The sequence below is a fragment of the Amycolatopsis viridis genome (genome assembly GCF_011758765.1).
GTDB classification, from domain to species: Bacteria; Actinomycetota; Actinomycetes; order Mycobacteriales; family Pseudonocardiaceae; genus Amycolatopsis_E; species Amycolatopsis_E viridis.
Window position 1 is genome coordinate 5229589 of sequence record NZ_JAANOU010000001.1, and the last position, 12267, is coordinate 5241855.

A 12267-nucleotide genomic window follows, 5' to 3' on the forward strand; every position below is an offset into this window, starting at 1 on the left:
ACCAGCCTAACGAGGGATGCGCGTGCCGCTCCCCCGGCTCGTCTCCGCCTCGGTGAAACCGCGCTTCCGATGGATGTTGCGCGGCCGGGGCGGGGCGGGCTGCCCTAAGCTGCCGACCATGGTCAGCAAGCCCAAGGAGCTGCTCGAAGAGCTGTCGCACGCGGGACCGCACGAGGTGCTGCGCGGCAACCTCGCGCTCGCCGGATTGCCGGGTGTGGTGTTCACCCCACGAACCGGCCTGAACCTGCCGGCGGTGGCGTTCGGCCACGGGTGGCTCCAGCCGCCGGGCCGGTACCGGGGGCTGCTGAGCCACCTGGCGAGCTGGGGCGTGGTCGCGGCCGCACCGGCGACGCAGCAGGGTCCGCTGCCGTCGCACCGCCTGCTGGCCGCCGACCTGCGCACCACGCTCGACGTGCTCACCGGGGTGCGACTGGGGCAGGGCGACCTCAGCGTCGACGCCGAGCGGCTCGGGCTGGCGGGGCACTCCACCGGCGGCGGCGCGGCGGTGCTGGCCGCCGCTTCGCGAGGTGTCCGGGCGGTGGCGACGTTCGCCGCCGCGCAGACCCTGCCGTCGGCGAGCGCGGCAGCGGTGAAGGTCACCGCACCGGGGCTGCACCTGGCCGTCGACGGCGACCTGGTGGCCCCCGCCGGCGGCAACGCCGAGGCGATCGCCCACGCCTGGGGCGGACCGGTCCAGTTCCGCAAAGTCGACAAGTCGACTCACCTCGGGCTGACCGAGGGCAGTCACTGGAGCCAGCGGCTGCTGCACGGCAAGCCGAACCACCGGACGCAGGTGCTGGTCCGCGCACTGTTCACGGCGTTCTTCCTGACGCACCTCACCGGGACCGACAAGTACCGCCCCCTGCTGGAGTCGGACGTGAAACGCGCGCCGATCGGCTTCGAGCGCGGCCCGGAGCCGGTGGCCGCCTAGACAAGGCGATCGCTGACCGCTCGCCACGCAGTCACGGCGGCCCCTGGCCCCTCGATGAGCAGGCGTGGCGAGCGCTTGGCCGCTCGCCCGAAGGCGCGGCGGCCCGTGACGCACCTGGGTGGCCCGGTCCGGGCTCCCGCCAGGGTGGCCGGCTGCGCCGTGGTGAGCCCGGCTGGTGGGACCGTGCGCTGCGCCCGGTACCGGGCGGAGTGCCCGTGCCCGCGGGTACGCGGCAGGCGTGCCCAGGGCACGACCCGCGAAACGTGGTCAGCCACCCGAGCGTGGCCGGGCCAGCCGCCCACCACGCGCCCCGGCGAACCGCGGACCCGGCTGGCGGCGGACGCGAGGGCACGCCCCCTGGGCGGGGTCCGCGGGAACGGGTCAGCCGAGCCAGTCCTTGGTCGAGTAGTCGTCCTCGGCGTCCTCCATGCGGGCGTGGCGGCCTCGGCGGGCCGGTGGCCGGGGCGGGGACGCGTGCCGGTTGGTCGGCTCGGTGGACATCTCCGGATCTTCGAAGGCCATGCCGAGCGCGGCGTTGGGATCGGGCTTCTCCCGCAGTTCCCAGCCCGCGGCGGTCTTGGCGCGGGCGGCCTGCTCGACCAGGCGTTGCACGGTGGCAGCGGCCGCCGCCGTGAGGTCGCCGGTGCGGGTCCGGCTGTCCGCGAGGCTCGCTGCGACGCGGCGGCTGATCAGGTCCTGCCGGGCGACCCGCTCGGCGGCGATCGCGTCGAGCTTGGCCTGGAACTCACTCACCTCCGGCTCTCCTCGTCGTCCAGGGAGCCGTTGATGCGGCCACCGGAGTGGGCGGTGCCGAAGATGCCACCGTCGATGCGGTAGGCGCGGGACGTCCGTTCGTGGTCGTCGCTGTCCTGGTTGCCACCGGCCGCGGGCAGGCCGCCGAGCATGCTCATCGCGCTCGGATCGCCCGGCACGCCGCTGCCGACCGGATCGAGCCCCGGCGCGGCACCGAGAGTGGCACCGGATTCCGCAGGTGCCGTGGAGTGGCTCAGCGAGCCGGTGTGCCCGAGCCCCCCGCTGGTCGAGATCCCGTCCGTGACACCACCGAGCTCGTGCACCGGGGCGGTCCGATCGGGGCCGCCACCGAAGCCGTGACCGGTCGGCGTCGGGACGGCCGCCGCGGCAACCGAATCGGGCGGAACGCCGAGACCACCACCGCCAGCGGGAGACGGTCCGGGACCGCCGGGCCCGGGCAACGGCCGGGTTGCAGCAGCCTCGCCACCGGCGTCCGCAGCTGTGACGTCCACAGCCTCGGCGGCGCTCACAGCACCACCAGTGGCACCCTCCCCGGAGTCTGCGGCACCAGCAGCGCGCCGGGCACCGACCAGGCCAGGCACCTCGTACGAGTCGCGCGCGCCGCCACCACCAGCGGCACCAATCCCCGGATCCGCGGCGCCGGCAGCCCCTGCCCGGCCGGGCACGTCATCCGAGCCACCACTCACGGGGTGCGCGACGCCAGCGGCATCCCCAGCCCCCACTGGGCCACGCACGTCGAACCCGCCGCCGGTGCCCGGATCTGCGCCATCAGCAGCGCCCCAGGCCCCCACTCGGCCGGTAACCCCGCCAGCGTCCACCGTCCCGGCCGCCCCGTCGGCGGCCGGGAAACCGCCAGGGGTGCTGACGTCGTGCGCACCGGCGACGCCGAGCGGCGGCTGACCCGTGCCGTTGACGACACCGCCCGGCCCCGCGCGGTACGCAGCCTCGGTCAGGCGGCCGCCACGCGGGTCGGCCGGCCCGGCGGCGGGGTCCGGCTTCTCGCCGAGGGTGTACGTGGTGGGGGTGGCCGTGCCGTCGTCGACGGTGACCACCGTGGGACCGGTCTCGCCTCCCGGGCGTTCCGCCGTGATGTGCAGGGCACCGTCGTCGATGTGGATCTTGCCGTCGGCGCCGGGCGTGTAGGCGGGGCGGACCGGGTCGGCCGCGCCCCAGTCGAGCTGGTAGTCCTTCGCCACGCCGGGACCGGAGTCGATCTTGATGTTCATCCGGCCGGTCCGGTCCGGCTCGGTCATCTCCAGCGTGCTGTCGCCCCGCTGAACCGTCAGCGTGTCCAGCTCGTCCGCCGCCGCCGGAGCGGTCACCGGTGGGATCACCGGTGGCGGAGCGGCCGGCACGGCCGGTGGCGGAGTCGTGGGCGGCGCGACCGGCGGCGCACCCGCACCGCCGCCGCCCCCGCCAGCCGTGCCACCGCCGTTGCCCATCCCAGGTCCTGATCCGGGGGAACCCCGCCCGGAACCACCGCCGGAACCGCCGCCGGATCGGGGCGGCGCAGCCTCGCCGACTCCCGCGAACGGGTTGTCCGGCACCTTCTGCAGTTCGGTGTTCAGCGCCGACCACTGGCTCGCCACGGCGACGCGCGTGTTTTCGCACATCGCCTGCAACTCGCCCACCAGCCCGGCGAACCAGCCGCAGAATTCGGCCAGCCAGCTCTTCGCCCAGGCCTGCACCGCGTCCAGCAGCTCGTCCGACAACCCGAAGTAGGCAGAGCTGACCAGCTGAGCGGCCAGCGGCGACTGCTGACCGGCCAAGAACGGGATGAAGTGCCTGAAATCGTCCGCGCTCGCGTTGCGGCCCAGCTGGGCGATCCGCACGAGCCGGTCGGTGTCCTGCGCCGTGAGACCCTGCTCCGGCGGCCACGACTGGAACGAATACTGCAACACCCAGGATGCCTTGTCCCGGCACGACCCGGCGATCGCAGCGACCGTCCGGTTGATCACGTCGGCCGCGTGGTCGAGCGCCTGCTCGACCACCTTGACCCCGTCCCCGAACTTCGCCCAGGACGCCGCCGCGGCGTTCTTCCCATCGCCGTCCCACTGACCGAACAGGCCTTGCACCGCCGAGTTCTGCGCCGGCGCGGCGTCGGCCACCGACTCCCGCACCTGCACGATCTCACCCGCCCCGGCGGTGAACTTGTCGAACGGGATGTCGCGCTGCTCGTCGTACCGGTCGATCAGCTCCTGGAGCCGGAACTCGGGCAGGCCCGGCGCGGCGACCGCCCGTGCCGCGCTGTACACCGGCAGCCAGGTGCGGAAACAGTCCAGCCCAGGCACTCCGGTGTCCAGGATCTCGTTCGAATTCCGTGCCCCCGGGCTCGTTTCCGACCCCTTGAGCGAGTCGAGCCGCGCCTTGCCGTCGTCGACCGCGCGCTGCTGCTCCTCGCGCAACGCGGTCATGTTCGCGTCGTGGCGGCCCTGCGCCTCGGAGTAGGCGTCATAGGCGAAGGGGCCGTCCTTCAGGTCCCGCTCGGTGAAGCCGAACCGGTCCGCAAAGGACTTCAGCAGCTCCTGCTTCTCGTTCTTGTTCTGGAACCCGTAGACCACCGGGTCGACGTTGTCGATCGCGTCGAAGTAGCGCACGAGGAGGGTCCGTTTGGTGTCGTCGTCGATCTTCGGATCGTCGACGAGCTGCCTCACCTCCTGGATCGTCGGCAGCCGCTCCGCCATCAGCTCGCCGCCTTCCGGACGTCCGACCCGGACTGATCGTCCGCCCCGTGGTAGGACTTGCCCGCGCCGGCCAGCCGGTCGGCGAACTCACCCGACGCGCGCACGTAGCTGTCCACACAGGCCACCAGGCGCTGCACACCCGCCTGGTAGCCCGCGAAGGACTCGTGGTGCTTGCGGCCGAAGTCCTCGGCCCGGATCTGCACGTCCTTGAGGTTGGGCAGCGTGTACTTCAGCTGCGACCCGGGCTCGTCCCGGACCGTTCCCGCCGCGGCGGTCACCTGCTGCGGATCCACCTCGTACCCGGCCACGACCACTCCCCCTCGCTCGGCGTCGTGCACCGAATGTACCGAGCGGGTACGACAGTTCGCAGTCAGTTCAGGAGACGGACGACACGACTCCGGCCAGCCGGTCGGCCGCGGCCTGCGCGATCTCCTGCGCCGGTGCCTCGACCATCACGCGCACCAGCTGCTCGGTGCCGGAGGGCCGCAACAGGACGCGGCCCTCGTCGCCCAGCTCGGCCTCCACGGCCTCGACCGCCTCGCGCACCACGTCGGACTTCGCGACCGTCGCCTTGTCCGAGACACGCACGTTGACCAGCACCTGCGGCAGCTTGCGCATCACCCCGGCGAGCTCGGCCAGCGGCTTGCCGGTCGAGGCGACCCGGCTCATCACGCGCAGCGCCGTGAGCAGGCCGTCGCCGGTGGTGGCGAGCGCGGGGAACACGACGTGACCGGACTGCTCGCCGCCCAGCGCGTAACCACCGGAGCGGAGCTCCTCCAGCACGTACCGGTCGCCGACCGCGGTCGTGCGCAACGTGACGCGGTGGTCCCGCATGGCCAGGTGCAGGCCGAGGTTGCTCATCACCGTCGCGACCAGTGTGTCGTGCGCGAGCTCGCCGGCCTCGGCCATCGCGAGTGCCAGGATCGCCATGATCTGGTCGCCGTCCACCAGCTCGCCCGAGGCGTCCACCGCCAGGCAGCGGTCGGCGTCGCCGTCGTGCGCGATGCCCAGGTCGGCGCCGTGCTCGACCACCATCGCCTGCAGCACCTCCGGGTGCGTGGACCCGCACCCGTCGTTGATGTTGATGCCATCCGGCTCGGCGTGGACGGCGATGACCTCGGCCCCGGCCTTGCGGTAGACCTCGGGCGCGGCGAACGACGCCGCACCGTTGGCGCAGTCGACGACGATGCGCAGGCCGGTCAGCGGGTGCGGGGTGGCGGCCAGCAGGTGGTCGGTGTAGCGGTCGACGGCATCCGGGACGTCGCTGACCCGGCCGATGCCGGCACCGGTCGGGCGGGGCGCGTCGCTGGTCAGTCCGGCTTCGATCTCGTCCTCGATACCGTCCGGCAGCTTGTGCCCGCCGGAGGCGAACAGCTTGATCCCGTTGTCCGGCATGGGGTTGTGCGACGCGGAGATCATCACGCCGAGGTCGGCCTCCAGCGCGCCCACCAGGTAGGCGACGGCGGGGGTCGGCTGGATCCCGACGCGCAGCACATCCGCGCCGGCCGAGGCGAGCCCGGCCACCACGGCGGCCTCCAGCATCTCGCCGCTCGCGCGGGGGTCGCGGCCGACGACCGCGACCGGGCGGTGCGAGCGGTCGTGCGCGGCGAGCACGCGGGCCGCGCTGGCCGCCACGGACAACGCCAGCTCGGGCGTCAGCTCCCCGTTGGCCAGACCACGAACCCCGTCGGTGCCGAAAAGGCGAGCCATCTCATCCTCTCCTCGAGCCGAGCAACCCCGACAACCTAGCGTCCTGGAGCGTCGACGGTAGCGCTCCCCCACACCGTCGCCGGAGGGGTGCATCGCGCTGGCCGAACGCGGTTTTCGCACGTTACATAATGCGCCCGCCTGTCACATGGGCGGGAACGACGAAGGCGCCCACCCGGAACGGATGGGCGCCTTCGAAACGGCCTGGGCGCAGGTCAGCGCTTGCTGTACTGCGGAGCCTTGCGGGCCTTCTTGAGGCCGTACTTCTTGCGCTCGGTGGCCCGCGCGTCCCGGGTGAGGAACCCGGCCTTCTTCAGCGCGGGACGGTCGTCGGCGTCGACCTCGACCAGGGCGCGGGCGATCGCCAGGCGCAGCGCGCCGGCCTGACCCGAGATGCCGCCACCGGTGAGGTTGCCGAAGATGTCGAACGAGTCCGGCTTCTCGACGGTCACCAGCGGCTCGCGGATGAGCTGCTGGTGGACCTTGTTCGGGAAGTACTCCTCGAGGCTGCGCCCGTTGAGCTTGAACTTGCCGGTGCCGGGGACGAGCCGCACGCGGACGACGGCCTCCTTGCGACGGCCGACGGTCTGGGCGGAGCCACCGGCAGCGCGCGACGGCCGCGGCGCGGCCGGCGTCTCGCTGGTCACGACCGCCTCGGTGGCCTCGGGGGCCGCGGGGGCCTCGGTCTCGGTGCTGGTCACAGACACTTCCTCACTCACTTGGCGACCTGCGCGATCTTGGTGATCTGGAACGGCTGCGGCTGCTGCGCGGCGTGCGGGTGCTGCGGGCCGGCATAGACCTTCAGCTTCTTCGCCTGAGCGCGACCGAGCTTGTTCTTCGGCAGCATCCCCTTGACGACCTTCTCCAGCAGCCGGTCCGGCCGGGTGTCGAGAAGCTCGCCGAAGGAGCGCTTGCGCAGACCGCCGGGGTAACCGCTGTGCCGGTACGCGAACTTCTGGTCGCGCTTGTTACCGGTCAGCCGGACCTTCTCGGCGTTCACGATGATGACGAAGTCACCGGTGTCCACGTGAGGTGCATACGTGGGCTTGTGCTTGCCGCGCAGCAGCGTAGCGACCTCGGTCGCGAGCCGGCCGAGCACGACATCCTCGGCATCGATCACATGCCAGGCACGGGTGACATCGCCAGGCTTAGGGCTGTACGTGGGCAAGGGTCTACCTCGTGGTCAACGGTGCGTTTGGGGTCGAGTGCGTACCCAGCGCGGACGCTTGCTGCACGCACAACGACATATAAAGATACCCGCCGGGTTCGGCGACCTTGTAGGCGGGGTGTCCCCGGCCTACATACTAGGGTTACGCGGAGTCGACGACGTCGACAACACGGCAATCACCTGGAGGGGACCATCCGCGTGTCCGCGCGTGCGAAAACCAGCCTACCGAGGTTCATCGCCGTGCTCGCCACGGTGGGCCTGCTCACCGGGTGCGGCAGCGCCCAGGCCGGCAGCCCGGTCGCCAACGGCGAGGACGCGGCCGCCTACGTCAGCGCGAAGTTCGACGACACGCTGAACGCCCTGTCCGACCAGTTCGACGCCAACGACAGCCGCAAGACGCGGCTGGACCAGGTCGTGCGGTTCGACCAGAAGCGGCTGAACGCGACGGTCACCGCGGTGCAGCTGGGGCACCCCCCGGCCCGGCTGAGCCGCAACCACTCGAACCTGGACTCGAACTCGTACCTGGACGTCTACCACCCCGCCCACAGCTCGGTCGAGTACATGCTGCTGGGACCGGTGTACGCGAGCCTCGCGCCGACGCCGTGGGTGCAGCTGCCCTACCCCGAGGTCGCGTACAGCGAGTGCGTCTGGGCCGGCGCACAGACGGTGTGCAAGATGCTGGGGGCCGTGCAGGACTCGGTGCAGGCCGGAGGGGCCGCGAAGAGTGCCAACCGCAAACCCGACGGCAGCGTCGAGCTCGTCGCCGAGGTCACCCTGACGGCGTTCATCCACAACGACGTGGTGACCTTCCCGGCGGCGATCGCGAACGAGCTCACGCCCGAGATGCGCAACCAGACGCTGCGGACCCGGGTCGCGCTCGACCCGGGCGGCAAGCTCACCGAGATCCAGATGGCGGGCAAGATCAGCGGCAACGGGCACGAACTGGAGATCGACTACCACTACCGGCTCGACGGCACCCCGAGCGACGTCGACCTGCCCAAGATCCCCGACCCGTCGCAGGTCACCGTGCTCTCGGACAGCGCCGCGGTGGACGACTTCTACGACCGCCTGGGCGACATCCAGGAGCAGGGCAAGTGAGCGCGCACGAACCGGGACCGGCTCCCGTGGGTGCTCACCTGCGCACGGGTAACGGCAGGTGGGACGGGGCGGGGATGGCGGGCACGGGCCGGAACCGCAGTTCCCGGCGAGTGGGGTGAACGCTCGATGAACCAGCCGGAGCGGCCGAACCAAAACAGGTGGAGCACGCCGGGGACTCCGCAGACCGGGGGTGCCCACGGGTCGCCGAACACACCCGGGCAGCAAGGTGGTGCGCCGCACGGCCAGGCCACACCGCCCGCGCAGCCCGGCACCTACCCGGTGCCGGGGCAGGCGGGGCCTGCCGGATCGCCGCCCGCCGGGCAGCCGGCGGCTTGGGGCCGACCGGTTCAGCCGAGCGGCGCATCCGGCTCCGGCAGCGGACCGGTGCCCCAGCCGTGGAGCCAGACCGGCCCGCCGGGCACCACCAGCGGACCCCTACCCCAGCCCTGGAGCCAGACCGGCCCGCCGGGCACCACCAGCGGACCCCTACCCCAGCCCTGGAGCCAGACCGGCCCGCCGGGCACCACCAGCGGACCCCTACCCCAGCCCTGGAGCCAGACCGGCCCGCCGGGCACCACCAGCGGACCCGTACCCCAGCCCTGGGGCCATGCGGGGCGTGCCCCTGGCCAGGTCGGCGACCCGCGCAGCGGGCCGCTTCCGCAACCCTGGAACCAGGCGAGCCCGCCGCCCTGGGCGCCGCCCGCCACCCCGGCCCAGCAGCCTCCAGCCGGGGCAGGTGAGCAGCCGTGGCAGTCGACCTACAGCGGGTTCGGCGCGTTCGACGAGCGGAAGCCGAAGCGCTCGCGCAAGCCGGTCCTCATCGGCGTGGTGGTCGTCGTTCTGCTCGCCCTGGGCGGCGTCGGCGCGTGGCTGCTCGGCGCCTTCCAGGGTGACACCCTCGACCAGGCCGCGGTGCAGGACGGGGTCGCGCAGATCCTGCACGAGGACTTCGGCGAAGGCGATGTCGCGAACGTCCAGTGCCCCGACGACCAGCCGGTGAAGACGGGCACCACCTTCGACTGCGGGGTGACCGTCGCGGGGCAGCCGAAGAAGGTGACGGTTCGCGTCCTCAACGAACAGGCTCAGTACGAAGTGGGCATGCCGCGCTGACGACGAAGGGCCCCGGCGCGAGCCGGGGCCCTTTCGCAGAGCGGAAATCAGCCGCCGAACATCCTCGTGACACCTTTGTCCGTGTCCTGGTAGCCGTCCGCGATCTGCGGCAGCGCGGTGGCGATTCGAGCCAGCAGACCCTTCAGGTCCTCCAGTGCGACGTTCCAGTCGTGCTGGCACCTCAGGTAGGCATCGGTCGCCTCACCCCACCACGTGTCGGTCAGCGGCTTGATGTCCGACTTCAGCTTCTCGAACAGGTTTTCCAGCTCACCACCGGTCTTGTTGCAGTCCTCCGCCGCCTGGTGGATGGTGGCGTAATCGACCTTGATCGGGCCCGACATGATTGTCCTTTCTGGTCAGGGAAGTCTCAACGGGAATGACGACGCACAGGCCGGGATCACATGCCCTCGAGAGCGGCCTGGAGCGGGCTCAACTTCTGCTGAACTTCCTCGTCATGCTGCTCGTACTTGATACCGGACTTCTTCAACAACTCTGCGATATCGTCGAGCACGCTGTTCAACTTGCTCCCCTTCTCGCCGAACGCGTCCATGACCTCGGTGAAGACCTTGGCCGCACGCCCGGTCCAGCCCGCGTGGGTGGCCTCGATGTTGCGGGCCAGCTGCATCAGGTTCTGGTCCATGGCCAGCTTGGTCTCGGAGATCTTCAGGTGCGCATCCGCGAACTGTGCCGGGTCGCCGGCGAATCCGTCCATCAGGAGATACCCCCTTCGTCGTGGTGTCGTCCGCAAGGGCCCCAACCGCCTGCGGACCTCCGACGATGACCTTGCCACGGCCGGTTCCGCCTTGTCCTGGGCTACGGGGAAGTAGTTGCGAGAGTGAATGCCAAGCTCACCCGGTCGAGTGGGAAAGATCCACTCTCATCCGCTGATGTTCAGCGTGCTGATCACCTGGGTACAAGCCGCGTTAACCCGCTCACGCGCGGGTTCATTCGCGTACACGCATCCCACGTTCACCTGGACATTGCCGTGGGCGAGGGCATACCAGTCGATCGCCACGTTCCGGTCCGGCAGGGTCTGGTGGTAGAAGACCACCTTCCGGCCGGCGTAGGTCGCCGCCGGGTCGAATCCGGAGTACTGCGCGGGATTCTGCTGAACCTGCGCGCGCAACTCGGACACGAGCCGGCCCGGATCCGCGGACGCGTCGTAGGACAGCGGATGTTCCTGCACCGACACCGCGTCGAACTGCTGCGGCGCGTCGTCCGGCTTGATCAACGTCTCCCGCCACTCGGCAGAACCGCCCGTCTGCGTCCAGTCCTGCGGTGCCGTGAACTGGTAGTGGTACTGCGCGACGACCTTCCCGGGCGGGGGCTGCTGGTCCCCGTCGGCGTGCAGCACCAGCAGCAGTCCGGCCACCGCCGCGACGACGAGCACCACCGCACCACCGGCGATCCACGGCAGCTTCCGCTTCCGCGCGGACGGCGGCGCGGGAATCCCGGCCGGCGGTGTCGGCGGGCGGGGCGGCCGCGGCGGTCCGGGCGGCGGGCGGCGCACACCCTGCGGCCCCTGGCGCGACAGGGCCGGACCGCTGAACCCGCCCGGCGGTGTCGGCGGGCGGGGCGTGAAACCGGGGCGCGGCGCGTTCGGGTTGCGCACCACCTCGGTGCGCTGGTCCGCGAGCTGCCGCACCGGGACCCGCGGCAGGGGCGCGGACGGGCGCTCCGGCGCCTTCTGCACAGCCAGCAGCGCACCACGCGCCACCACCGTTTCCGGCTGGTCCAGAGTGGTCGGCACGACCCCGGTGCGTTCGTGGATCAACCGCGAGATCATCGGGATCCGGCTCGACCCGCCGACCAGGAAGATCGCGGTGAGCTGCTTCGGGCGCAGCCCGGCGTCCTCGATCGCGGCGCAGGTCAGCTCGACCGCCCGGCCCAGCGGGGCGGCCACCAGCCGCTCCAGGTCCTCGCGGGTGACGTGCGCGTCCGCGAAGGGCGGCGGCATGGGCACATCCGTGTACGCGTGCCGGGAAAGCGTTTCCTTCGCGCCGCGGACGTCCTGCCGCAACACGCGCCGGCGGCGCCGCTCGGTCAGTTCCCGGCCTTCGACGAGCTGCCGCCACGCCGACGGGTCCACAGAGGACACCAGACCACCCACGTGCTCGAGCAGCAACTGGTCGACGTCGGCACCGCCGAAGCTCGGGTCGCCGCGCGTGGCGAGCACCTGGAAGCCGCGGTTGCCGGAGACCCGGCTCACCACGCTCACGTCGACGGTGCCGCCGCCGAGGTCCAGCACGGCCAGCGTCGCGCCCGGACGGGTGCTGATCTCGACCGTGCGGTCGGAGTTGATCTCCTCCGGCGCGAACGTGGCGGCGTGGAACACCGCGGCCGCGACCGGTTCCGGCACCAGCGTGACCTCGCGGGCCAGCCCGCTCGCGGCCTGACGCAGGAGCCGGGTGCGCACCGCACCCCACTCCGCCGGGTGCGTCAGCACGAGCAGATCGACCTCGGCGTTGCTCGCCAGCCGCCGCGCCTCGGCGACAGCCCGGCCCAGCACCGCGCGCACCACGTCGGTGACCCGCAGGACGCGATCACCGAGCAGCAGCTCACCCTCGTCGATGCGGCGCTTCGGGTTCGGCTCGTACCGCGACGGGTCCATCGCCGCCTGCCGGTCCGCCTCCTGACCGACGAACACCGTGCCGTCCGGCGCGGCGTACACCGCCGACGACATGAGCGGCTGCCCGTCGACCACGACCACCTGCGGCGGCCGGCCGTTCAACGCGGCCACCACACACGTGCTCGACGTCCCGAAATCCACGGCGACACGCAGGGTCACGAGACGC

General features: G+C 71.9%; 13 protein-coding genes. 3 read left to right on the top strand and 10 right to left on the bottom strand.

What is annotated here, in order from left to right; all coding sequences use genetic code 11:
- Positions 1-118 precede the first annotated feature (118 nt).
- Positions 119-931 (top strand): dienelactone hydrolase family protein, encoded by an 813-nt coding sequence (locus tag FHX46_RS25840; RefSeq protein ID WP_167120080.1) that lies wholly within the window; start codon positions 119-121, stop codon positions 929-931.
- Between the two features lie 381 nt (positions 932-1312).
- Here FHX46_RS25840 and FHX46_RS25845 read toward each other — a convergent pair whose 3' ends face one another.
- From FHX46_RS25845 to rplM, 6 genes are all read right to left on the bottom strand, one after another.
- A complete protein-coding gene (locus tag FHX46_RS25845) occupies positions 1313-1684 on the bottom strand; it encodes a hypothetical protein (RefSeq protein ID WP_167120083.1) in 372 nt (123 codons plus the stop codon).
- Entirely contained in the window at positions 1681-4389 is a 2709-nt protein-coding gene (locus tag FHX46_RS25850) for a hypothetical protein (protein ID WP_167120087.1), read from the bottom strand. Before FHX46_RS25850 ends, FHX46_RS25845 begins: the two co-directional genes overlap by 4 nt.
- Complete coding sequence (locus FHX46_RS25855; RefSeq protein WP_313886247.1) at positions 4389-4697, bottom strand: hypothetical protein; 309 nt, start codon at positions 4695-4697, stop codon at positions 4389-4391. Before FHX46_RS25855 ends, FHX46_RS25850 begins: the two co-directional genes overlap by 1 nt.
- 67 nt (positions 4698-4764) lie before the next feature.
- Positions 4765-6099 (bottom strand): phosphoglucosamine mutase, encoded by a 1335-nt coding sequence (glmM, locus tag FHX46_RS25860; protein ID WP_167120089.1) that lies wholly within the window; start codon positions 6097-6099, stop codon positions 4765-4767.
- A 212-nt stretch (positions 6100-6311) separates the two neighbouring features.
- The gene (gene rpsI, locus FHX46_RS25865; RefSeq protein ID WP_167120092.1) at positions 6312-6797 is read right to left on the bottom strand and encodes a 30S ribosomal protein S9; all 486 of its coding nucleotides are present in this window, start codon (positions 6795-6797) and stop codon (positions 6312-6314) included.
- 14 nt (positions 6798-6811) lie between these two features.
- Entirely contained in the window at positions 6812-7264 is a 453-nt protein-coding gene (gene rplM, locus FHX46_RS25870; RefSeq protein WP_017986650.1) for a 50S ribosomal protein L13, read from the bottom strand.
- Positions 7265-7504: 240 nt separating this feature from the next.
- Here rplM and FHX46_RS25875 point away from each other — a divergent pair, with 240 nt between their 5' ends.
- A complete protein-coding gene (locus tag FHX46_RS25875) occupies positions 7505-8362 on the top strand; it encodes a hypothetical protein (protein ID WP_167120095.1) in 858 nt (285 codons plus the stop codon).
- Positions 8363-8709: 347 nt separating this feature from the next.
- Here FHX46_RS25875 and FHX46_RS29085 read toward each other — a convergent pair whose 3' ends face one another.
- Positions 8710-8940 (bottom strand): hypothetical protein, encoded by a 231-nt coding sequence (locus tag FHX46_RS29085; protein WP_313886248.1) that lies wholly within the window; start codon positions 8938-8940, stop codon positions 8710-8712.
- Between the two features lie 247 nt (positions 8941-9187).
- Between FHX46_RS29085 and FHX46_RS29090 the strand changes: the two genes are divergently transcribed.
- Positions 9188-9472 carry a DUF4333 domain-containing protein gene (locus FHX46_RS29090; protein WP_313886249.1) on the top strand — a complete coding sequence of 95 codons (285 nt, stop codon included), beginning with the start codon at positions 9188-9190 and terminating at the stop codon, positions 9470-9472.
- A 47-nt stretch (positions 9473-9519) separates the two neighbouring features.
- Here FHX46_RS29090 and FHX46_RS25885 read toward each other — a convergent pair whose 3' ends face one another.
- The 3 genes from FHX46_RS25885 to FHX46_RS25895 all read right to left on the bottom strand — a co-directional run bounded on the left by FHX46_RS25885 (position 9520) and on the right by FHX46_RS25895 (position 12260).
- The gene (locus FHX46_RS25885; protein WP_167120102.1) at positions 9520-9813 is read right to left on the bottom strand and encodes a WXG100 family type VII secretion target; all 294 of its coding nucleotides are present in this window, start codon (positions 9811-9813) and stop codon (positions 9520-9522) included.
- 56 nt (positions 9814-9869) lie between these two features.
- A complete protein-coding gene (locus FHX46_RS25890) occupies positions 9870-10184 on the bottom strand; it encodes a WXG100 family type VII secretion target (protein ID WP_243871340.1) in 315 nt (104 codons plus the stop codon).
- Positions 10185-10349: 165 nt separating this feature from the next.
- On the bottom strand, positions 10350-12260 hold the full coding sequence (locus FHX46_RS25895; protein ID WP_167120105.1) for a type VII secretion-associated protein: 1911 nt from the start codon (positions 12258-12260) through the stop codon (positions 10350-10352).
- Positions 12261-12267 lie beyond the last annotated feature (7 nt).